This window comes from Synechococcus sp. LTW-R (assembly GCF_014217875.1).
GTDB lineage: Bacteria > Cyanobacteriota > Cyanobacteriia > PCC-6307 > Cyanobiaceae > Vulcanococcus.
Genome location: NZ_CP059060.1, coordinates 217,400 through 236,047, shown reverse-complemented (window position 1 = coordinate 236,047; position 18,648 = coordinate 217,400). Strand labels below are relative to the sequence as shown.

Annotated in this window: 26 protein-coding genes; 10 read left to right on the top strand and 16 right to left on the bottom strand. The window is 63.8% G+C overall.

The genetic code is table 11. The features are described from left to right. Positions 1 to 28: 28 nt before the first annotated feature. The 7 genes from asnB to H0O22_RS01315 all read right to left on the bottom strand — a co-directional run bounded on the left by asnB (position 29) and on the right by H0O22_RS01315 (position 6,904). Entirely contained in the window at positions 29 to 2,077 is a 2,049-nt protein-coding gene (asnB, locus tag H0O22_RS01340) for an asparagine synthase (glutamine-hydrolyzing) (RefSeq protein ID WP_185187288.1), read from the bottom strand. 12 nt (positions 2,078 to 2,089) lie between these two features. Next, complete coding sequence (locus tag H0O22_RS01335; RefSeq protein WP_185187287.1) at positions 2,090 to 3,160, bottom strand: aspartate carbamoyltransferase; 1,071 nt, start codon at positions 3,158 to 3,160, stop codon at positions 2,090 to 2,092. A gap of 215 nt (positions 3,161 to 3,375) precedes the next feature. After that, complete coding sequence (locus tag H0O22_RS01330; protein WP_185188465.1) at positions 3,376 to 3,591, bottom strand: hypothetical protein; 216 nt, start codon at positions 3,589 to 3,591, stop codon at positions 3,376 to 3,378. Positions 3,592 to 3,609: 18 nt separating this feature from the next. Next, positions 3,610 to 5,049, bottom strand: coding sequence for an urea transporter (locus H0O22_RS01325; RefSeq protein WP_185187286.1), 1,440 nt, complete (start codon positions 5,047 to 5,049; stop codon positions 3,610 to 3,612). 3 nt (positions 5,050 to 5,052) lie between these two features. After that, positions 5,053 to 5,178 (bottom strand): hypothetical protein, encoded by a 126-nt coding sequence (locus H0O22_RS13225; protein WP_255439385.1) that lies wholly within the window; start codon positions 5,176 to 5,178, stop codon positions 5,053 to 5,055. Continuing rightward, the gene (locus tag H0O22_RS01320; RefSeq protein WP_185187285.1) at positions 5,178 to 6,029 is read right to left on the bottom strand and encodes a cyclopropane-fatty-acyl-phospholipid synthase family protein; all 852 of its coding nucleotides are present in this window, start codon (positions 6,027 to 6,029) and stop codon (positions 5,178 to 5,180) included. Before H0O22_RS01320 ends, H0O22_RS13225 begins: the two co-directional genes overlap by 1 nt. 2 nt (positions 6,030 to 6,031) lie before the next feature. Then, positions 6,032 to 6,904, bottom strand: coding sequence for a class I SAM-dependent methyltransferase (locus H0O22_RS01315; RefSeq protein ID WP_185187284.1), 873 nt, complete (start codon positions 6,902 to 6,904; stop codon positions 6,032 to 6,034). A gap of 307 nt (positions 6,905 to 7,211) precedes the next feature. Here H0O22_RS01315 and H0O22_RS01310 point away from each other — a divergent pair, with 307 nt between their 5' ends. The 4 genes from H0O22_RS01310 to H0O22_RS01295 are packed head-to-tail and all read left to right on the top strand — an operon-like array spanning position 7,212 to position 10,322. Next, entirely contained in the window at positions 7,212 to 8,282 is a 1,071-nt protein-coding gene (locus H0O22_RS01310; protein ID WP_185187283.1) for a glycine betaine/L-proline ABC transporter ATP-binding protein, read from the top strand. Next, positions 8,282 to 9,154 (top strand): proline/glycine betaine ABC transporter permease, encoded by an 873-nt coding sequence (locus tag H0O22_RS01305; RefSeq protein ID WP_185187282.1) that lies wholly within the window; start codon positions 8,282 to 8,284, stop codon positions 9,152 to 9,154. Before H0O22_RS01310 ends, H0O22_RS01305 begins: the two co-directional genes overlap by 1 nt. Beyond that, positions 9,151 to 10,137 carry a glycine betaine ABC transporter substrate-binding protein gene (locus tag H0O22_RS01300; RefSeq protein WP_185187281.1) on the top strand — a complete coding sequence of 329 codons (987 nt, stop codon included), beginning with the start codon at positions 9,151 to 9,153 and terminating at the stop codon, positions 10,135 to 10,137. The genes H0O22_RS01305 and H0O22_RS01300 overlap by 4 nt, the downstream gene beginning before the upstream one ends. An 11-nt stretch (positions 10,138 to 10,148) precedes the next feature. Next, positions 10,149 to 10,322 carry a hypothetical protein gene (locus H0O22_RS01295; protein WP_185188464.1) on the top strand — a complete coding sequence of 58 codons (174 nt, stop codon included), beginning with the start codon at positions 10,149 to 10,151 and terminating at the stop codon, positions 10,320 to 10,322. On the opposite strand, the gene H0O22_RS01290 is transcribed toward H0O22_RS01295, so the two are convergent. From H0O22_RS01290 to H0O22_RS01280, 3 genes are read right to left on the bottom strand one after another with little or no spacing between them, the layout of a single operon-like run. Further along, positions 10,315 to 11,166: an MBL fold metallo-hydrolase gene (locus H0O22_RS01290; protein WP_185187280.1), complete on the bottom strand. Its 852-nt coding sequence runs from the start codon at positions 11,164 to 11,166 to the stop codon at positions 10,315 to 10,317. The two genes, H0O22_RS01295 and H0O22_RS01290, sit on opposite strands and share 8 nt — an antisense overlap. Then, positions 11,166 to 12,209 carry a methyltransferase domain-containing protein gene (locus H0O22_RS01285; RefSeq protein WP_185187279.1) on the bottom strand — a complete coding sequence of 348 codons (1,044 nt, stop codon included), beginning with the start codon at positions 12,207 to 12,209 and terminating at the stop codon, positions 11,166 to 11,168. The genes H0O22_RS01290 and H0O22_RS01285 overlap by 1 nt, the downstream gene beginning before the upstream one ends. Positions 12,210 to 12,226: 17 nt before the next feature. Further along, entirely contained in the window at positions 12,227 to 12,637 is a 411-nt protein-coding gene (locus tag H0O22_RS01280) for a DCC1-like thiol-disulfide oxidoreductase family protein (RefSeq protein WP_185187278.1), read from the bottom strand. Between the two features lie 32 nt (positions 12,638 to 12,669). Between H0O22_RS01280 and H0O22_RS01275 the strand changes: the two genes are divergently transcribed. Both H0O22_RS01275 and H0O22_RS01270 read left to right on the top strand, forming a co-directional pair. Continuing rightward, entirely contained in the window at positions 12,670 to 13,023 is a 354-nt protein-coding gene (locus H0O22_RS01275) for a hypothetical protein (protein WP_185187277.1), read from the top strand. After that, a complete protein-coding gene (locus H0O22_RS01270) occupies positions 13,020 to 13,586 on the top strand; it encodes a pyridoxamine 5'-phosphate oxidase family protein (protein WP_185187276.1) in 567 nt (188 codons plus the stop codon). The genes H0O22_RS01275 and H0O22_RS01270 overlap by 4 nt, the downstream gene beginning before the upstream one ends. Here H0O22_RS01270 and H0O22_RS01265 read toward each other — a convergent pair. From H0O22_RS01265 to H0O22_RS01255, 3 genes are read right to left on the bottom strand one after another with little or no spacing between them, the layout of a single operon-like run. Next, complete coding sequence (locus H0O22_RS01265) at positions 13,576 to 13,983, bottom strand: DUF1499 domain-containing protein (RefSeq protein ID WP_185187275.1); 408 nt, start codon at positions 13,981 to 13,983, stop codon at positions 13,576 to 13,578. The two genes, H0O22_RS01270 and H0O22_RS01265, sit on opposite strands and share 11 nt — an antisense overlap. After that, positions 13,980 to 14,144 (bottom strand): hypothetical protein, encoded by a 165-nt coding sequence (locus H0O22_RS01260; protein WP_185188463.1) that lies wholly within the window; start codon positions 14,142 to 14,144, stop codon positions 13,980 to 13,982. The genes H0O22_RS01265 and H0O22_RS01260 overlap by 4 nt, the downstream gene beginning before the upstream one ends. Positions 14,145 to 14,157: 13 nt before the next feature. Continuing rightward, positions 14,158 to 14,415 (bottom strand): ribbon-helix-helix protein, CopG family, encoded by a 258-nt coding sequence (locus H0O22_RS01255; protein WP_185187274.1) that lies wholly within the window; start codon positions 14,413 to 14,415, stop codon positions 14,158 to 14,160. Between the two features lie 315 nt (positions 14,416 to 14,730). On the opposite strand from H0O22_RS01255, the gene H0O22_RS01250 reads away from it, so the two are divergent. From H0O22_RS01250 to H0O22_RS01240, 3 genes are read left to right on the top strand one after another with little or no spacing between them, the layout of a single operon-like run. Continuing rightward, positions 14,731 to 15,414 carry a peroxiredoxin-like family protein gene (locus tag H0O22_RS01250; RefSeq protein ID WP_185187273.1) on the top strand — a complete coding sequence of 228 codons (684 nt, stop codon included), beginning with the start codon at positions 14,731 to 14,733 and terminating at the stop codon, positions 15,412 to 15,414. A 7-nt stretch (positions 15,415 to 15,421) separates the two neighbouring features. Next, entirely contained in the window at positions 15,422 to 15,940 is a 519-nt protein-coding gene (locus tag H0O22_RS01245; RefSeq protein ID WP_185187272.1) for an HPP family protein, read from the top strand. Positions 15,941 to 15,975: 35 nt separating this feature from the next. Beyond that, entirely contained in the window at positions 15,976 to 16,191 is a 216-nt protein-coding gene (locus tag H0O22_RS01240) for a Nif11-like leader peptide family natural product precursor (protein ID WP_185187271.1), read from the top strand. Positions 16,192 to 16,195: 4 nt separating this feature from the next. Here H0O22_RS01240 and H0O22_RS01235 read toward each other — a convergent pair whose 3' ends face one another. Genes H0O22_RS01235 through H0O22_RS01225 form a run of 3 tightly spaced genes read right to left on the bottom strand, consistent with a single transcriptional unit; the run spans position 16,196 to position 17,389 of the window. Continuing rightward, on the bottom strand, positions 16,196 to 16,585 hold the full coding sequence (locus H0O22_RS01235) for a hypothetical protein (protein WP_185187270.1): 390 nt from the start codon (positions 16,583 to 16,585) through the stop codon (positions 16,196 to 16,198). 37 nt (positions 16,586 to 16,622) lie between these two features. Then, positions 16,623 to 16,886 carry a hypothetical protein gene (locus H0O22_RS01230; RefSeq protein WP_185187269.1) on the bottom strand — a complete coding sequence of 88 codons (264 nt, stop codon included), beginning with the start codon at positions 16,884 to 16,886 and terminating at the stop codon, positions 16,623 to 16,625. A gap of 14 nt (positions 16,887 to 16,900) precedes the next feature. Beyond that, the gene (locus H0O22_RS01225; RefSeq protein ID WP_255439384.1) at positions 16,901 to 17,389 is read right to left on the bottom strand and encodes a hypothetical protein; all 489 of its coding nucleotides are present in this window, start codon (positions 17,387 to 17,389) and stop codon (positions 16,901 to 16,903) included. Between the two features lie 41 nt (positions 17,390 to 17,430). On the opposite strand from H0O22_RS01225, the gene H0O22_RS01220 reads away from it, so the two are divergent. Beyond that, complete coding sequence (locus H0O22_RS01220; protein ID WP_255439383.1) at positions 17,431 to 18,648, top strand: NAD(P)-binding protein; 1,218 nt, start codon at positions 17,431 to 17,433, stop codon at positions 18,646 to 18,648.

Here is an 18,648-nt window from a genome sequence, read left to right as displayed (position 1 = left end):
AACGGTTGTGACCGTTACGGGCTGAACCTCAGCAAACGGCAGCAACCTCCCGAGCGGGATGCCAACCCAGGGCATCGGCCTTGGCCCTGGCCTGGGCCGGGACGTCCGCGGCAATGAACATCCGGTGCAGCATCTGCACGCCGAGGAGATGGTTGATCATGGCGTCCATCTGCACCCGATCGGCATCGGTGGTCGCCGGGTCGTCATGGCGGGCGAAGAGGGCCCGAACACCAGCGACGCTGAGCAGTCCCGCGGCCTCGATCGCCTCATCGCTGAGGTAGTCGTTCGCCAGCTGCTTCATCTGCTCCCACTTTTCGGGCTCGGTGTGGGCCGGCGGAGCCATGAAGGCAAATTTCTCGCGCTTGTAGAGCACCTCAGGCAGCAGGCCGGCCATGGCCTCCCGCAGGACGTACTTCTCTGTCTTGCCCTTAATCCGCAACTCCGGCGGCACCTGGACCGCCGCCGCGGCCAGATGGTGATCCAAGAAGGCCGGACGCGCCTCCATGGAGTTCGCCATGTCCACCCGGTCACCGCCCCAGGTCAGGATTTGGCCCTCCAGCATCGTCTTGATCCAGACGTACTGAGCCTTATCGAGGGCGTGGCGTCCTTCGAGTTGTTCCGCATCCAGGGTCATGGCAATGGCCTTGCCCGGGGAATAGTCCGAGAGGGCCTCGCGATGGGCATCCGCGAGCAGGGCCGGGACGAGCGGCGCACAGGCCAACCAGGGCTGGAGACAACTGGGGGTGAAACCCACGACCGCATCGAGGTCCGGATCATCCACTTGATCCGCCGCCAACATCGCCCCCTGCACCAGGGCATTGGACTGCTGCAACAGGTCTTCCCAGGCTTGGCGCTCCTGCTCAGGCAGGTCCTGGAGACCGTGCAGGAACATGTCGCGGCGGAAGGCCGGATAGCCACCGAAGAGCTCATCGGAGCCCTCCCCAGTCATCACCACCTTGTAGTTGACCTGGTTGACGTGGCGGCTCATCAGGAATTTCGCCACCGCCAGGGTGTTGTAAATCGTGCGCTCGGTGTGCCAGAGGGTGCGCTCCATCCAGCCGTAGAGCTCCTTGCCCGAGAGACGCATCACGTCCTGCTCGGCCGCCGTGGCGTCCGCCATCTCCTTGGCGATCGGCGACTCGTCGTAGCGGGCGTCGTCGAAACCAATGGTGAATGCCTTGACCGGGCTCTGGCTGACGGCGGCGGCCAGCCCAAGGATGGAGCAACTGTCGATGCCTCCCGAGAGGTAACAACCCACGGGCACATCGGCGACCATCCGCAGCTCCACCGCTTCGAGCAGAGCCGCACGAATCGCCTCGATGTGGTCGGCCTCGCCCTTGCTGCCGTCCCGCTCGCCCTGGCGGGGGAAGTTCATGTCCCAGTACTTCCAGGTCTCAACCTGGAGGCTCCCGTTGCGGCGGCGCACGCTGATGCCGTGGCCGGGCGGCACCTGATGGATCCCATCAAAGGCCGTGGTCCCGGGGACCATGGTTTGCATCAACTGATGGAAGAGCCCTTCCGAGGTGAAGCGGCGCTCCACCGCCGGATGGGCAAACAACACCTTCAGCTCTGAGCCGAAGACCAAACCCTGGGGCGTGATCGTCCAGTACTGGGGTTTGATCCCGAAGCGATCCCGGACGAGATGCAACGTATCGATGGCCTCGTCATAGAGCGCGAAGGCGAATTCACCGCGCAATTGCGGCAGGGTCGCCTGCAATCCCTGCTGGTGGTAGAGGCGCAAGAGGATCTCGGAATCGCTCTTGCTGCTGAAGCGAACACCGCGGGCCGTCAGGTCGGCGCGAATCCTCTGGAAGTCATAGAACTCACCGTTGTGGGCCATCAGGACCCTCGCACCCGAGTCCGGCTCTCCGCTCAAGAACGGTTGGCGTGCCCTGGTCTCATTCAGGTCAATGATCGAGAGGCGGGCATGGCAGAAGCCCACTCCACAGCCATCGACGGTGCGATAGCCAAAACCATCGGGACCGCGATGCTCCTGAATCGCGGCCATGTTGACCAGAAGCTGGGGATCAACGGCTTGATCCGCCATGGTGGTGAACACACCGCCAATTCCACACATGTGCGTTCCTCCTCAGATCACATCCATCACTCGGTTGGTGCGATCCACCATGCAGGTGAGCAGCGCCATCCGCAGGAAGACCGCACCCCGGGCCTGACTGAAATACCAGTTGTGGGGGGTGTCATCAAGGCAGGTACTCAGCTCCGGGCCTCGAGCAAGAGGGTGCAGAACGATTGCATTTGGCTTGTACGGGAGATCTCTGGTCAGCCGAAAGGAATTACCATGGACCTCATAGCTATCACCCACCCAAGCGATTGCATTGATATAGATAACATCAAGCCCAGGGATTTCACCCTGCAGATCTCCGGTGCAACGCACATTGAGTCCAGCCTGCTGCAACTCCTCCAATTGCCCGGGGTCGAACAATTCCTCGGCAGCGTTCTTGGCAGGGTCATGTATGAGGACAAGCTCCTCAACAATTTGAGGGAATTTGGCAAGGATCCGCAGAAGCGAGCGAACGGTACGCATACGACTTGGGATTCCAACAACTCCGATTCTCACCCGCTCTCCTGGAGAGACCTTAGAGGCAACTAAAGAGGGTCTCCACTTTAGAATCGTGTAAAGGTCGGCCATTGCCTGAGTGGGATGCTCATCAATCCCATTACCTGCGTTAATAATGGGCACACGAAGAGTGTCCGCCATCGAATAGACCGCGTTCGAGTCACCATCCCGAAGCACAATGCAATCACCGTAGTTATTGAACATATGCGCAACATCTTCATAGGACTCGCCCTTGGCCAAGCCAGTTGTACTTCGGTCCGTTATATTTATAGAGTCGCCACCCAGGCGGTGCCAAGCACTATCAAACGATAGCCTGGTACGCGTACTAGGCTCGTAAAAAGCATTTATGAGGATCTTACCTTTTAGAGGTGTGTTGTGCGAGGTATATCGCTCTGGATTACTCTCATATTTCGCGGCAAGACGAAACAATTGAAGCAGTGTATGAGCCCTGAATGGCTGGATAGATATTACATGCTGGTCGACTAAGTCGTGAAGTGCATCACCATCTTCTTCAATGGCCAAAAGAAGGTCTTTAGGAGAAGCCGCCCCGTAAACATCTGGCCCCATCGGCTTGAAACGCATGGAGTGTTCTGAGACAAGATGAGAAGAGGGAGAAGTAATGACCATTTTGGGAAAGCAGACCTGAAACGTCAGGGAGAAGGACTCCTGATAAGCGGAGTCAGAAGAAGTCCCTCTACGAGGACAGCGGTGAAGCTCGGTTCGGTTGCTCCTGCCTTCTCGAGTACTAGCCACTGTCTCGAGAAAGTGCAAGCACTGAATTTATAAAGTCTTAGAGATCACCAAACATCACCGCGCCTCCACTCTTTCCACCAAATGATCAACAGGATCAGCACCGACAGGGCCAGACCCGCAACGCTTCCGTAGATCAAGACCTGCAGCAACGGCAGATCCGCCAACCAGCGCGGTGGCGCGCTCGCTTCGCCCGCCCTGGCCACGGGCAAGAGAACGGCGATCGCGGCAAGGGCGAGTGAGAGGGCCCAGCGGGTTGTCATCCGAGACCGTGCCATGCGTTATCCCTCCCTCAAGGTGAGCCAGTTGAAGCGCTCGGGCTGCAACTGGGTGCCCACGGCCATCACCACCGCCGAGACCGCCGCGGAGAGCAATGCCGCGCAGTAGGGCGCGATCAGCACATAGGCAGCCAAGCCCACGGCACTGCCGGAGACCATCGCGGCAATGGCGGCCCACCGGTTCGCACTGGGCCAATACAGGCCGTAGGCCACCGGCCAGATCGTGGAGGCCACCAGGGCACCCGTGAAGAAGAGCACGGACGCCAAGGAATCCAGCCGCGGCCAAGAGAGCAGCAAGGTCAATAGCCCCAACCCGAGAACAACCAGGCGCGTGGCCTGGCGCAATTGGGCATCACTCAAGTTGGGATTCAGCAGCTTGAAGACCACGTCTTCGGCCACCAAATCCGCCGTCGACGCCAAGAGCGAATCCAAGGTTGAGGTCAACGAGGCAAAGACGACCACAAAGACCAAGGCCGCACCCCCCGCCCCGAGCAGCTGGGAGGCCACCACCGGAAAGAGCATGTTCACCTGGGGCAGGTCCACCGACTGAGCCAACGCCACCAGGCCGATGGAGCCGGTCACCAGCGGCACCGTCATCCAGGCCAATCCACCAAGCACGAACGAGGTGAAGACGACGGAGGCGCGACTGGAGAAGACCCGCGACCACCAGATGTTGTTGTGGAAGACCTCGCCCATGGAGAAGAGGGCGGAGTTCCACGCAATCAACAACCCCGCCGGCAAGAGCAAATTCAGCCGCTCCGGATGCTCCTCGACCAACGCGCGATGGAGCTCAGGAACCGGGAACTGCTGCAGCGCCAAGACGGCAACCAAGACCAGCAGCCCCATGATCAAGAGGGACTGAATGAAGTCCGTTCCGACCACGGCGCGCATCCCGCCGTAGAGGGTGTAGATCGTCGAGACACCGATCACGACGACCATCCCCAGGCGGTAATCGAAACCCGAGAGCGCCTCCAGCAGGATCCCGGCTCCCATCGCCTGGGTCATCAGGAAGCCCAGGGTGTAGATCGCGGTGATCACCATGAAGACCCACCAGGCCGCACGGCCATAGCGGAGGCGAATGAAGTCACCGCTGGTGCGCCCCTTGGGCATCAGGGTTTTGATTCGCAGGGCCAATGGCGCGAACAGGACCAAGCCCAGACCGGCCAGGGCGTAACTGAACATCCCCCAGAGACCGTTCCGGTAGCCAAACTCCGGCGCCAACAAGGTGGTGTTGCCGGTCACCCAAGACGCCATCAAGGTGGCGGTGCTCAGGGCTAAACCGATGTTGCGGCCAGCCAGCATGTAGTCATCGGCATCACCAGAGCCGCGCCGGCCCCAGGACACCCCAAGGGCGATCCAGAGCACCGAAAAGATGACCACCAGGGCCCAGGCGATGCCTGGGGCCAAGAAGGGCTGAACAGCAAGCGTGGGGCTGAACACCATGGCTTAGCCCTCCCCCCAGGGATCACGGCCGCGCCAATGGAGATGGCCCTGAATCACCATCACGGTGGTCGCCAAGGTGACGACACCGCCCACGACAAAAATCACGACTGCACCGGCGAAGGACTCCATCAGGCCTCCTGCAGGGGCTTGCGGAAGCGCATCAGCCCCCAACTCAGGCGTCCCTGGCGTCCCCCATCAATCCAATGGCCTAAGCCAGCGGCCATCCGCTGGAGGTACTCCGGACTGATCTTGGTCTTCAGCTCCTGCTCACGGCGCAGGAGCTCCTCGCGCACGCGGCTGTAATGGCGAATCAACATCGCCGTCTGATCCTGCCAAACCTCCCGGACCAAACCGGCCTGACTGGCCCAGGCCCGATAGCGATCCGGTGAGCCCATGTCGGGCAGATGAATGCGGTCGAGAATCGCGCTCAGGGAATCGGTCTCCACCCCATCGGCGGCCATCGGATCCGTGAGGACCATCACCCCGCCTGGCTTCAACAACCGCGCCGCCTCCTGGAGCACCTGCTGACGGTTGCCGGAGTGCAGGATCGCGTCCTGACTCCAGACAACATCGGCACAACCCGAGGGCAGGGGAACGTCCTCAAAGGAGGCATCGTGCACCTGGATGTGGTCCTGCAATCCGGCGCTCAAGTTGAGCTGACGGTGCCGAGCATTTTCAACGGAAGAGATGTTGATCGCCTCGACATGGGCCCCGAACTCCTTCGCAAGGCGGCGGGCAGCACCGCCATATCCCGAACCCAAATCAACAACCGTGGCCCCGCGCGGGAAGGTGCCGATCAAAGCGATTAAGGCATTAACCGTGCGCTGACTGGCCGGTGCAATGGCTTCGGTCTCGGAGGCGTAGAGGCCGATGTGAATGTCTTCACCGCCCCAAACCTCTTCATAGAAACAATCGGCATCAGCGCTGTCGTAGTAGTCCGAAGCCGTGCGCTCCGCGGCGGAAAAATGCGTCTGCGTCATGACTAGATCACCGTCGTATCGCCATCGATCTCGTAGGCCTTATGGGCGACATGGGCATAGAAATCGGGATCATCCTTGCTGCGCTGATAGTCCCCATAGCTGGTGATCTTCTGGAAGCCCACCTCCCGCATCAGTCGGCGCACATAGCCATAGCGAAGCGGGAACATATTGAGATGGAAAGTACTTCCATCACTGAAGGCGTAGCGAAAGCGTGCCAGGCCCTCATCGACACAATCAGGGCTCACAGAAACATCTTCTCCGCAATACACGGTTCCCTTCCCTTGCTTCACCGCCGCACCACCTTCTAAGAGGCGGTCGTAGTTGCGGTGATCAAGAATCAAGAGGCCGTTGTGCTTCAAGACCGCGTAGTACTCAGCCAGGGATTTACGACGATCCTTCTCGCGAAAGAGATGGGTGAACGAGTTACCCAGGCAAATCACCGCATCGAAGGTCCCGTGAATATCACGGTTCAGAAAGCGCCAATCGGCCTGGGCCGTCCTCAACAGCTGGTTGCGGTCACGGGCATTGCGAAAGGCACGCGCCAACATGTTTGGACTGCCGTCGGCGCTGACCACATCGAACCCCTCCTGGAGGAGTCGAATCGAGTGAAACCCTGTCCCCGTGGCGACATCGAGCACCGATTTCGCACCGTGCTCCCGCAGGATGCGGATATAAAAATCACCTTCAGCCTGGGCTCTGGCCTCCCAATCAATTAATCGGTCCCAACGATCTGCAAATTGCTCGATGTACTCCTGTTGGTAGTGATCGGTCTCCCGAACGGCTTCGGGGACCGCACCGAAACGCTGTTCATCCTTCGCCCCTGCGGACTTGGGCCAATGGGCCGCCGAGGTCTTGGTGCGATGGGATGTCGTCATTCAAACCGGGGGAGCCACTGACAGACGCAGACCGTTCAGAGCTCAGCAAGAGGGCTGGGGGATCACCTCAAAAGAGGCCTCCGGACACACTTCACGAAGCCATGAAGTACGCCATGGCCGCAACCTATCGATGAGCACCAAGGCTGTCAGCGCAAAGCGGGGCCTCGTGCAGAACAGATGTGTCCTGCTGTCGCCGACATCAAAGTGAGCAAAGGCCATCCGAGCAAATGTTTGAACTTGCTAAAGACCTGAGCTCCTGCGTCCCTAATCCTGCATGGCTAGCGTTTAAGAGGTGCGTCGGAGAACCGTGTCCTCAGCGATCACGCTCGACGCCCTCTCCAAGCGCTTCCCAGGCCAGTCCACTGCCGCCGTCCAGCAGGTCTCCCTGGCGATCGAACCGGGCGAAATCTTTGTGGTCATGGGCCTCTCGGGCTCGGGCAAATCGACCCTGCTGCGGATGATCAACGGACTGATCCAACCCAGCTCGGGATCCGTCGCCGTCCGCGGTCAGACCCTCTCTGAACTCTCCAAGCGCGAACTCAACCGCCTGCGCCGGCACGCTATGGCCATGGTGTTCCAATCGTTCGCACTCTTCCCCCAGCGGAGTGTTCTCGACAATGCGGCCTTTGGGCTCGAAGTCGCAGGGCTGCCCAGGACCAAGCGGTTGGCTCCGGCCAAAAGGGCACTGGAGCGCGTCGGTCTCGGACAGCAGCTGCACCTGAAACCGGCGCAACTCTCCGGGGGGATGCAGCAACGGGTGGGGTTGGCCCGGGCCCTGGCGCTCGATCCCCCCATCCTGTTGATGGATGAGGCCTTCTCCGCCCTCGATCCCCTGATCCGCAGGGACATGCAGGACCTGCTGCTGGATCTGCAGGCCGAACAGCGACGCACGGTGGTCTTCATCTCCCATGACCTCGATGAGGCCATTCGCATTGGCGATCGAATCGCGCTGATGCAATCGGGGCAGGTCCTCCAATGCGGGACTCCCCTGGAGCTGCTGACGGCACCCGCCAGCCCCGATGTTCGAGCGTTCTTCAAGGGCGTCGACCGGGGTTCCGTCCTGAACCTCGAGCAGATCCTCGAGCCCTGCCCTCAGACCCTGGTGCTGCCCGATGGGGCCGCTCCCGCGGACAGGGCCCATCAGCAGCTGTGTTTCGCGCTGACCCCATCGGGGGAATTCCTCGGGATCCTGAGCCCCCAGGAAGGCTGGATCCAGGCCGATGCTGCAGGTGCGCTGGATTCCAAGGTGCTGGTCAACGACGCCATCGCCGTCGTCGCGCGCAGTCCATGGCCCACACCAGTTCTTGATCACCAGAGGCGGCTGCTGGGTGTCGTCACGCCCCGGCGGCTGCTGGAGACCCTGCGGGAGGGGGGCTGATGGGCGGCGCCTTTGCACCTCTGATCGCCAGCCTTGAGCAGGCTGGCCCCGTCGGCCAGAGCGTTGATGCGGCCGTGGAGTGGTTGCTCAACCATGGCCAGGGATTGTTTGGCGTTGTTCAACAGGGCATCCAGGCCTTGGCGAGCGGACTGGGCTGGGGCCTGGCCCTGCCGGCGCCCTGGCTGTTTGCCGTGGGGGTTGCCATCGCGGGATGGCGCCTGGTCGGCGGTGGCTTTGCCCTCTTCAGCCTGCTGGGCTTGAACCTGGTCTTGGCCCTTGGGCTCTGGGAACCCATGGTGGACACCCTGGCCCTCGTCCTGGCCGCCTCCCTCTTAGCGCTGCTGCTGGGATTTCCCCTCGGTGTTCTGGGAACGCGTCAGCGCTGGATCTGGCGACTGATCCGCCCTGGGCTGGACCTGATGCAGACCATGCCGGCCTTTGTCTATTTGATTCCTGCGGTGATGCTCTTCAGCACCGGAGCCGTCCCCGCGATCATCGCCACCTTGATTTTCGCGATGCCTCCAATCGTCCGGCTAACCCATCTGGGGATTCGCCAGGTACCAGCGGATTTGGTGGAGGCGGGCCGCTCCTTTGGCTGCACAGACCTTCAAATGCTCTGGATGGTGCAGCTCCCGAACGCCTTGCCCACCGTGATGAGCGGTGTCAACCAGACGATCATGTTGGCCCTGTCGATGGTGGTAATCACCTCGATGATTGGTGGGGGCGGCTTGGGTGATGTGGTGCTGCGGGGCATCCAGCAGCTCGATGTGGGGCTCGGCTTTGAAGGCGGGATCGCTGTGGTGATCTTGGCGGTGATCCTGGATCGCTTGAGCCAAGGGCTCTCCCCCAGCCATCGGAGGAGAGGCCAATGAGTGACGCACCACGACTGACGCGGCGTGCGGCGCTCACCGCAGGCCTGGGGGTCGCCGGACTGTCCCTGGCCAGCATGGTCCAGTTGAGCCAGCGCCCAGGACCCGACGAACCCAGCCCAACAGGATCTGGTCCACCAGCGCAGCCATCGAGAGGGGGGGGCTCACATCGCCCCTTGCGCCTGGGCTGGTCGCCCTGGGCGGATGCCGAAGTGATCAGCCTGATGGCCAAGCAGCTGATCGAGACCCACCTGGACTGGCCCGTGGAGCGGGTGCTGGCCGACATCGGCATCCAATACGCCTCCGTGGCCCGAGGCGATCTGGATTTGATGTTGATGGCCTGGTTGCCCTTGACCCATCAGGACTACTGGAAGCGGGTCCGGGAACGGGTCCTGGACCTCGGTCCGATGTACTCCGGTCGCTTGGGCTGGGTCGTCCCGGACTATGTCGACCCCCAAGTCCTCAGCAGTATCCAGGACTTGCGCCAACCCTCGGTCGCCGCACGCTTCAACAACAAGGTGCAGGGAATCGATCCCGGCTCCGGCCTCAACCAACTCTCCCAAGTCGCCCTCAAGGACTACGGCCTGGGGGACATGCGCCTCGTGGCCTCCAGCAGTGCCGCGATGACCGCTGTGCTGGACCAGGCCATCCGTGAGCAGCGTTGGCTGATCGTCACCAGCTGGACGCCCCACTGGATGTTCGCCCGCTACAAGCTGCGCTTTCTGGAGGATCCCAAGCGGGCTTTTGGGGGGACGGAATGGATCCACGCCGTCGGCCGCCAAGACCTCAGCGCCATCGCCCCTTCCGTGACGGACTTCCTGACGCGCTTCCGGATTCCTGATGCGGAGCTGGCCTCGGTCCTCCTGCAAGCCCATCAAGGAACGGCCCAAACCGCGGTCGATGCCTACCTCGAAAGCCATCCCGAGCGGGTGCGTTATTGGGTGACCGGGAAGATCGCTTCCCAAGGAGGAGCCACCGACCGGTAGAAGGGAGCGGAGTGCAACGCAGCGACCAGACCGTGGCCAAAGCCAAGACTAAAAACAAAGCAACCGCCAAGCCGGTCCAGGCGGAGCCCTCGGCCACCCGGATCAAGCTTCAGATCGCTGGGGCCGTCTTCGTGCCGATGCTGGGCTTGGGGCTCTGGCTCAACAGCAAGGGCTTCTTCAGTTAAAGGCCAAGGTCTGCTCTAAGGCAGCCCGCCACTCCCCGGGGGCAAACGCGTGGGCGTGGCCATGGCCGGGAAGCAGCCAGGCCACATCCAGCTCCTTTAAGCGCTCCACCGAACGGAGCTGCTCCTGGAAATCCCACCAGCAGTACCGCTCCGAAGCCACCAGCACCGCTTGCTCAGGGCGCCACCAGAGGTGATCACCGCTGAAGAGCACCGAGCGGCGCTCGCCCAAGAGGACCGCCATCGACCCCGCCGTGTGGCCGGGGCAGGGAATCAACTGCAACGCCCCATCCAGGGCGACCACCGCAGATCCCTGAACCTGATGCTCCGCGTCTGGCGCGGCATCGGCGTCGGCCTGGTGAATCCAACGGCTGCAACCCAAGGCCTTGGCCCAGCGCTGGTGGTCGGCCACGTCATCGCGATGGGTCAACACCAGGGCTTGAAGACGGCCGAAGGCGGCGATGCGCCGAGCCAAGGGGGCACTCCAACGGGGCGAGTCGATCAGAACGTTGCCTTCGGGGCGAACCACGAGCCAACTGCTGGCCCCGAAACTGCGGCGTGACGCCCAGCCGCAGTAGTAGACGTCTCCAGCGGCATGGCGGGTGACCAGGGCCGGAAAGCCATCGCTTGGGGTCAGCCGCCGCAACTCCGGGGTCGTCCCAATGGCGGCCACCGGACAGGCCTGCAGGGCCAACAGGGCCTGACGCGTTTCCGCCTCCCCCTCGGGCTGACGAATGACCTGGGAGCTGCTGCCCGTGGGGGCGAAGTGCAGAGGATCAAATTGCCAGCAGGTGCCGCAATCAATGCACCGGTCATTGACGCTGAAGGGCCCCGGCACGGCGCCCATCAGCAGCAGCTGGCCGCGGCCCCGCTCACCACACGGTCCTGATCAAAGGGGATCGCCGAACCGCAGCCTTCAAAGAGGCCGTAGTGACGCTCGAAGTCACCGATGAACTGGAAGTGGGGGGCGAAACGGGTCTGGTGCAGCATCCGATAGGTGTTGCCGCAAACCGGGAAGACCTTGCCGGCTTCGATGTTGTGGTGTTTGTCGAAGACCAGGCGCGTCGGCGCCTGGTCGATGGAGCCCCGGTAGATGACGGCCTGGCCGTGGTCTTCGCAGGCGTCCTCCAATTCAAGGATGTTGAAGAGCCGGTAGGTCGCCGAATAAAAGCGGGCCTCCCCCACCAACGCCGCCAGTTGGGGCTCGGTGATCTCCAGCGGTCGATCGCTCACCAGGCGCGGATCCGTGAAGGCCGCCGCGCGGGCCATCCGCAGGAAGTCATTCCAATAGAGCGCACCGCCGAGGCATTCGCCGTAGAGCACCGGATGGCTTTGGACCGCCTCCGGCAGGCGTCGATCGACGTAGACGTCGGAGAAATAGAACTCACCGCCGGGCTTCAGCAGCCGCTGAATGCCACGCAAGACAGCCGGCTTGTCGGTGGAGAGATTCAGAACGCAGTTGCTGACGATGACGTCGAAGCTGCCGGGCTCCAGATCGAGCTCCTCCAGGCGCTCGATCTGTCCCTCAAGGAAACGAACGTTGGCGTAACCAAATTGCTCGGCATGGAAGGGGAGGTACTCCCGAGCCACCGCGAGCTGCTCCGGGGTCATGTCCACGCCGACCACCTCGCCGCTGGCCCCCACCAACTGGGAGAGCAGATAGACATCGCGACCACTGCCGCTCCCCAGGTCGAGCACGCGGCAGCCCTCCAGCAGCGGCGGGCAAACCAGGCCGCAGCCGTAGTAGCGACTGCTGACCTCCAGATGGACCCGAGCGAGCAGGGGCTTCAGCCAATCCGGTACCGCGTCGGCATCGCAGCAGGCACTGGTCTTGAGGTCAGCGGTGCTCTGGAGTTCCTTGCCGTAATAGGCCTGGACGACGTCTTGCATGCCTGGGCGTGGGGCGTTTAACGACCGTAGGGCCCGCGGCGATCAACCATGGGCGATGCATCGGGGTCCTCGAGGAGCCCCTGCCAATGCAGGGCTTGGCGACGGGCCCAAAGCAGCAGGGGATACAACCGCCTGGCCTGGGGCGGTGCGGCAAAGAGTTGGCGCAACAGCGCCAGAAGGGGATCACTCGGACGGAGCCGACCGCAGAGTTGGGCGATCGCCTCGGCACCATGCCAGGCCTGGTCCCCCTCGAGCAGGACGGCCCCCCGCGCCAGGTCGAGGCCCCGTTGCTTCAACTGGGCCCGCAGGCTGTCCTCAGCCCGGCCATCGCGGATCTCCAAATCGGGGAGGCCGCCGACCAGCTCGCTGCGCAGGGCGAAGTGGCGGCAAAACGGACAACCGCCGTCGTAGACGAGGGTGAGGCTCATTGCGCCATCCTGAACACCGCTCTGCCCCTGCCGTGACCGCGTTGCTGAACCTGGGATTGGCGCTGCTGCTGGTGCTGCTACCCCTGCCCGCCGATGCAGCGCGGTACGTCTGCGAGGGAGACCCGTTGACGGCGGAGCTGCACCAAGGGGCCGTGGACGCCATCGAGATCCCCAACACAGCCGGCGGAACCGTCCCCGGTGCGTTTGTCGTGATCGCCTGGCGCGGCGTCAGCCTGCAGCTTCCCCGCACCAACAACGCCGGCGCCCCGAGCTACACCGATGGACACTGGTGGTGGCAGGCCGCCGATTCTGACCATCCGGACTTCGCAGAGCGCAAACGCGGCGGTGGTGAGATCGCCCGCTACCGCTGCGAGCCAGCTACATGACGGAAGCCCTGCCCCCCTGGAGGCCGTTGCTGCGCGGCGCCCGCCAGCGGGAGGGTCGCTCCCCCCAGGCCCGCTGGTTGCAGTTGGCCACCCTCGGCTGCGATGGAGCGCCGCGGGTTCGAACCCTGGTCTTCCGTGGCTGGGGCGGCCCTGCCCAGCTGGATCTGCTGACGGATCGCCGCAGCGAGAAAAGCACTGAACTGATGCAGGAACCCAGGGTGGAGCTCTGCTGGCTGCTGCCCAAGGCGCGATCGCAATTCCGGCTCCGGGGCCATCGCCTGAGCCTGGACGCCGCGAGCGATCAGAACGCCCGCGACCAGCAATGGAAGCAACTCCATCCCGGCGCCCGCAGCCTCTGGGGCTGGCCCCAGCCAGGGGCCGCTTTCGATCCCGAGGGCCCCTTCCCCGACGCCCTCGGCGACGAAGTGCCGCAACCCGAGAGCTTTGAACTGGTGCGGATTGAGCTGGAGCAGGTGGAGCTCCTGGAGCTCACCGGCCACCCGCATCAACGCCGGCGTTGGCGGCGACAGCAGGAGTGGCTCGAGGAACGCCTCAATCCTTGAGCTGATCGGCGAGCGCCTGCAGGCGACGGGCGTTCACCCCAAGGTCGGAATCGCCAAGGCGTGACACCGAACGGGCCTGAAGGACGCCACGGCTGGGGTCGGCGTAGAGCTCCAGATCGTCAACAAAACCAAAGAGCGCGCTGCTGGCTGTCGCATGCAGGTAGCCCTTGTCCTGCTCCACGATCTCGGTGCGCGGGGTGGCCGCGATCACGGGCACCAGGGCCTCCAAGGCCGCTTGGGGGTCGGACAGCTCCCAATCCACCCGAGCGCAATGGGCCGGACTCGAGCAGGGCGCGAGCGCGCCGTCTTGAAGCCCCAGATCCGCGGGCAGCGGCCCGACCAGATGGAAGAGTCCGAGGGTGAAGACCAGGAGGAACTGGGAGACGAGAACCGTCATGGATTGGAGGGAGCAGCGATTGGGGCCTGGGCAGGTAGGGACTCTTCGATCCCGACATCGATCTCAGCGATCCAGAGCAACAGGCTGCCGAGACAAGCCAGTGCTGCGATCAAGAGCAGCCAACGCTGACGACGCATCTCCAGGCCTCCTCTGCTGGTCATTGTGGTGGATCCGTCAGCTGACGGTCCGCTGAGCGAGGGAGTCATCGCGGTACCAAGCCGTAAAGCGCTCGCTCTCATCCGCCAGGCGCTCTTTCAAGTTGCGGCCCTGCCGGAGCTTCTCCTCCGCTTCGATGACAGCCAACTCCAACTGGACCGCCGCCCAACTCGCGACCGAGCGTCGATCCGCCTCTGCCAAGGCCGCGAGGCGCTCGTAGAGATCTGGAGGAAGGGTGATCGAGACACGCTTCGCCCGGCCTGGTTCTGGAGACATGAGGGACGAGGTGCCCATGCCGCACCAGTCTGCAGCGGGAACAAATGCCTATGGCGTCCAGGCAGGTCGCGTTCCTAGGAAGGACCTGCGCTTTTGACGAAGAGACGCACCTCCGCCGGTCAGCCGACCAGCGGATTTTTTTTGACTTCGCCGGTTCGTGACGGCACAAAAAAAGTCGTAGCCAGCCGCCGCGATTGATGGCATCACTGGATTGAGGCTGCTCTCTTCGTCAGACGCGCCTCAACCGGGGCGAGGTGCATCTCGCCCCACCCATCAGCGAGGCTGAGGAGACGTTGAGACGAGCGTCTCCGCCCCATGAACGCCCCCGACGTCCTGCTGGACAACCTCCGCTTGATCCCCGGGATGGAGTCCGGCTCGAAACGGCTGGTCATCCTGATGAGCCAGCTCGGGGATTTCGATTCACTGGAATACGCCCAGGCCTTGGTCCCAGCACTGCCGCGGCTGCAGCAAGCCGGTATCCAACTGCTGGCGATCGGCATCGGCGATGAGGCTGGCGCCGAGCGGTTCTGCCAATTCACGGGCTTTCCTCGGGCGAACCTCAAGGTGGAGGCTGAACCGAGGCTGCATCGTGCACTGGGGCTCTATGCCGGCCTGCAAACCCCAGGCGGGCCATGGCCGGGCTTGCTCTTGATGTGTGCCGGCATTGGTTCTCCGGGGACCTTGGGCGAGGTCTTTCGCGGTTACACCGGCGATCGCTCCGCACCGCAACGCTTCGACAGTCCGCTCTTCCGCTTGGCGGGCGGAGATGGATTCCAGCGCCCCTTTGAGCTGGCCACGGTGCGGCTGCGGAACATGACCGAGGTGCTTGGGAAATGGCGGACCTACGTGCCCCGGGATGACTTCATCACCCAGCGCGGCGCAACATTCCTTTTGGACGCCGACAACAGCCTGCTCTATGAACACCGCGACGCAGGGATGCTGGGCTTTTCGGCCACCATGAACCGCCCGCTGTCCTTCCTGGATCCCTATCTGAACTGAGGAACGGATGGTCTGGAAGAGGATTCAGGCGGAGCGGCAACGGGGACGGGACTACCAGCCCCGCTTCCAGCAGAGGCACGTCATCGGCGCCTGGATTGGCGCCCTACTCGCGATTACGGCCCTCGGCCTGATCAGTCTCTGGAGTCACTACCCCCTGGTCGTGGCTCCCTTCGGAGCCTCGACGGTGCTGCTCTTCGGCCACCCCTCGAGCCCACTGGCACAACCGCGGAATGTGGTCCTGGGCAACACCGTGGCCGCCGTGGTCAGCGTGAGCTGCGTCACGGCCTTCGGCGATGGCCCCTGGGTGATGGGTCTGGCCGTGGCCGTCACCATTGCGCTGGGGCAAGTGCTGCGTTGCCTGCATCCTCCGGCCGGGGCAGTGGCCTTACTGGGGGTCCTGCTCAAGGCGCAACCCGGGTTCATCTGGATGCCCGTGCTCAGTGGCTCACTCGTGATGATGCTGATCGCCGTGGCCTACAGCCGCCTCCAGCCGGGCGCGGAGCACTACCCCCATCACTGGCTCTGAAGGTCTGGGAGACTGAGTCGCACGTCGGCGCTGCCATGTCGCTCGATCAACTCAAGGCGTTCCTGGCCCGGCTGCAGGCCGATGAACCCCTGAAGCAGCAGGTCTTGGCCGCCGCGACCGCCGATGACGTCGCCCAGATCGGACTGAAGCTGGGCTTCGAGTTCTCCGGCGATGAACTGCTGCGGGTCTCCGGCAAGAAATTCGACCGGGTGACCGTCCATAAGAACGACATGCCCGGCGAATACAACTGAACGTCTACCCGAGCGTCTGATACGCGAGCGGTTGGCGATGGTCCATGGTCAGCGACCAAAGCCCACTGCCGAGGTCCTTCAAGGCGGCAATCAACGCTGCGGTATTCCCGTCGCTCAGCCATTGGGCCTTCAGGGCGGGGAGCTGCTCCTGCAAGGACTCAATCGGAACCGTGACCAGCAGCAAGCTCTGCTCCGCGGCAGCGCGACGCAAGGCACCTTGGTCACTTCGCTGCCAAACCCGAACCAAGAGATCCAAGGCCTGCTGACGCCCAACCTCGCCGGGGTCCGCGCCTGCCGGCAGGGGCTCACGCAGGGACTTGCCCTGCAGGGGCATCGCCCGCTCGCCGCCCTGCTCCAGCAAGGCCAGAACGATCAAATAGGGGGCATCGGCCATCGATCGGCGGGCGCAGCAACGGCTCCACCCTGAACGATCAGAGGAAGCCCTGGGAGGCCGGGGTGCGTTGGGAGGGCATCGGCTGGCGGGGATTCCAGGCGGCGAACAGGGCGGCCAAGGCCACCAGGGCGATCAAGCCAAGCCGCCAAGGCTGACGGGACATGCCCGAGAGCCGGGGCATCGGACCACGGCCCCGCTGGGCGACACCATCCAGCGGTGTCCCGCAGCGACCGCAAACCATTCGGCCTCCCAGGCTTCGGTCGGATTTCACCGACCAACTCCCGCAGCGGGGGCAGCCCATCGCCCATCCAGCGCTCAACTGGGTCCATCTTGGCGAGCCAGCCGCCATTGGGCGAGGCCGCCTCCCCGGCCGCGGGCCGCCAGCCAACCGGATGGATCACGCTGAATCAAAGCAAAAAAGGGCATCCGCTGGGGTGCCGGAGCGGGCAGGTCACGGCCCCACCACTGCCGGCCGGCGACACGCAACCCCATGCGCAGGAACTCGAACTGCAGCAGAGGCCGGCCACCCTTCAGTGCTCCCGGGCCCTCAAAAAACAGCTCCACCCCGCCCAGGCGAACACTGTTGCGCAATTGCAGCTCCCCGTCCTGCATCTGGATGACCAATTGCGCCGCCAGCCCCCGCAGCAGCACGCCGGAGAACTGGGCCGCCTGGCGCTTGCCCTTGGGCCACACCTGCTCCAACTGCCAGCACCCCAGCAGATCCGCCGGCTGAATCCCGGTCCCAGCCGCTCGAACGCGACCCTCTTCCTCCAGCAACGCCGCGGCCGTGATCGATGGATCCATCCCTGCCGCCACGACAGCCCAATCAAAGACCCAGCATGGTCATGCCCTGGTCGCTCCCGTTGGCCTCACCAACCCCGCGCGTTGATCTCGCCATCGTTGGCGCTGGGGTCTCCGGTTGCGCCCTCGCCGCCAGCCTGCGCCAGCGTGGCTGGTGGGGGTCCATCGACCTGCTGGAGATCGGCCGGGGACCCGGGGGACGGGCCGCCACCCGCACGTCCAGGCAGGACGACGGCCTCCGCATCAACCACGGCGCACCGCTCTTCAACATCCGCGCCCAGACCCCGCCGGCCCTGGTGAAGGCCCTCGCGCAACGCGGGTTGATCCGCCCCTTTTCAGGATCGATTCAGAGTCTGGATGCGCAGCGCCGCCTCGGCCCGGCCATTGCGGATGGCTTCAGTGACGGCAGCCTCTGGCAGGGAGCGGGAGGAATGGACCGGCTCTGCGGGGGACTGCTCGATCTGGCCGCCGAACAGGGCGGAGCACTCAACCGACGCTTTGGAACGCTCGTGCGCCATCTGCGGCCAGAGCGATCCAAGGCGGGGGTGAGCTGGACCCTGCAGGACGCCTCGGGAGCCTCGGTTGTCGAGGCCCGCTGGCTTGTGCTGAGCGGAACCCTGCTGGCCCATCCCCGCGGGCGGCAGGTCTTTGGCTGGACGGAGATCCCGCTGGAGCAGGCCGCCCAACAGCTCGCGGACCCCCAGCTGAGCGCCGCCCAGGCGCAGCTGGCCTCGATCGACGCGCAAGCCAGCTGCAACCTCTTGGCGACCCTTCCGCAAGAGAGCGCCCAAGCTTGGCGGGCCCTGCACTGGGATCTCCTGCAATGCAGCCCAACGGCACAGGAGCGTTGGGGATTGCGCCGCATCGGCGTCCAACCACTCGCCGATGGACGCTGTGTCGTCGTCGCGGAATCCAGCCCGGCCTTTTCCGCGGCCCATCTCGATGTCTACGGCTCACGCTCCTCAGCCGCCCAGCTGCTGGGGGCCACACCCGAGCCAACCGCCGAGGCCCAAGTGCTCGATGCCCTGCGCGAGGCCCTCATCGATCTCACAGGGCTGTCACTGACGGGAGCGCAAACACAACTGATGCGCTGGGGGGCCGCCTTCCCAATCGATCCTGGACTGGACCCCAACCATCGCCTCTGCCCGGCGAGCGCCATCGGCTTCTGCGGCGACAGCCTGGCGGGGGACGGTTTTGGGCGCATCGAGGGCGCACTCAGCAGCGCCGAAGCACTCGCTGAAGTGCTTGTACCGCAGCTCTAG

What these genes read in the sequence shown, in the direction of transcription:
- H0O22_RS01250 (WP_185187273.1), top strand. Translation starts at nt 14,731, where the DNA reads ATGAACGCCCCCGACGTCCTGCTGGACAACCTCCGCTTGATCCCCGGG.
- H0O22_RS01260 (WP_185188463.1), bottom strand. Translation starts at nt 14,144, where the DNA reads ATGACCAGCAGAGGAGGCCTGGAGATGCGTCGTCAGCGTTGGCTGCTC.
- H0O22_RS01320 (WP_185187285.1), bottom strand. Translation starts at nt 6,029, where the DNA reads ATGACGCAGACGCATTTTTCCGCCGCGGAGCGCACGGCTTCGGACTAC.
- H0O22_RS01305 (WP_185187282.1), top strand. Translation starts at nt 8,282, where the DNA reads ATGGGCGGCGCCTTTGCACCTCTGATCGCCAGCCTTGAGCAGGCTGGC.
- asnB (WP_185187288.1), bottom strand. Translation starts at nt 2,077, where the DNA reads ATGTGTGGAATTGGCGGTGTGTTCACCACCATGGCGGATCAAGCCGTT.
- H0O22_RS01220 (WP_255439383.1), top strand. Translation starts at nt 17,431, where the DNA reads ATGCCCTGGTCGCTCCCGTTGGCCTCACCAACCCCGCGCGTTGATCTC.
- H0O22_RS01290 (WP_185187280.1), bottom strand. Translation starts at nt 11,166, where the DNA reads ATGGGCGCCGTGCCGGGGCCCTTCAGCGTCAATGACCGGTGCATTGAT.
- H0O22_RS01235 (WP_185187270.1), bottom strand. Translation starts at nt 16,585, where the DNA reads ATGGCCGATGCCCCCTATTTGATCGTTCTGGCCTTGCTGGAGCAGGGC.
- H0O22_RS01330 (WP_185188465.1), bottom strand. Translation starts at nt 3,591, where the DNA reads ATGACAACCCGCTGGGCCCTCTCACTCGCCCTTGCCGCGATCGCCGTT.
- H0O22_RS01225 (WP_255439384.1), bottom strand. Translation starts at nt 17,389, where the DNA reads ATGGATCCATCGATCACGGCCGCGGCGTTGCTGGAGGAAGAGGGTCGC.
- H0O22_RS01325 (WP_185187286.1), bottom strand. Translation starts at nt 5,049, where the DNA reads ATGGTGTTCAGCCCCACGCTTGCTGTTCAGCCCTTCTTGGCCCCAGGC.
- H0O22_RS01300 (WP_185187281.1), top strand. Translation starts at nt 9,151, where the DNA reads ATGAGTGACGCACCACGACTGACGCGGCGTGCGGCGCTCACCGCAGGC.
- H0O22_RS13225 (WP_255439385.1), bottom strand. Translation starts at nt 5,178, where the DNA reads ATGGAGTCCTTCGCCGGTGCAGTCGTGATTTTTGTCGTGGGCGGTGTC.
- H0O22_RS01230 (WP_185187269.1), bottom strand. Translation starts at nt 16,886, where the DNA reads ATGGGCTGCCCCCGCTGCGGGAGTTGGTCGGTGAAATCCGACCGAAGC.
- H0O22_RS01240 (WP_185187271.1), top strand. Translation starts at nt 15,976, where the DNA reads ATGTCGCTCGATCAACTCAAGGCGTTCCTGGCCCGGCTGCAGGCCGAT.
- H0O22_RS01280 (WP_185187278.1), bottom strand. Translation starts at nt 12,637, where the DNA reads ATGAGCCTCACCCTCGTCTACGACGGCGGTTGTCCGTTTTGCCGCCAC.
- H0O22_RS01245 (WP_185187272.1), top strand. Translation starts at nt 15,422, where the DNA reads ATGGTCTGGAAGAGGATTCAGGCGGAGCGGCAACGGGGACGGGACTAC.
- H0O22_RS01265 (WP_185187275.1), bottom strand. Translation starts at nt 13,983, where the DNA reads ATGACGGTTCTCGTCTCCCAGTTCCTCCTGGTCTTCACCCTCGGACTC.
- H0O22_RS01285 (WP_185187279.1), bottom strand. Translation starts at nt 12,209, where the DNA reads ATGCAAGACGTCGTCCAGGCCTATTACGGCAAGGAACTCCAGAGCACC.
- H0O22_RS01255 (WP_185187274.1), bottom strand. Translation starts at nt 14,415, where the DNA reads ATGTCTCCAGAACCAGGCCGGGCGAAGCGTGTCTCGATCACCCTTCCT.
- H0O22_RS01335 (WP_185187287.1), bottom strand. Translation starts at nt 3,160, where the DNA reads ATGCGTTTCAAGCCGATGGGGCCAGATGTTTACGGGGCGGCTTCTCCT.
- H0O22_RS01315 (WP_185187284.1), bottom strand. Translation starts at nt 6,904, where the DNA reads ATGACGACATCCCATCGCACCAAGACCTCGGCGGCCCATTGGCCCAAG.
- H0O22_RS01270 (WP_185187276.1), top strand. Translation starts at nt 13,020, where the DNA reads ATGACGGAAGCCCTGCCCCCCTGGAGGCCGTTGCTGCGCGGCGCCCGC.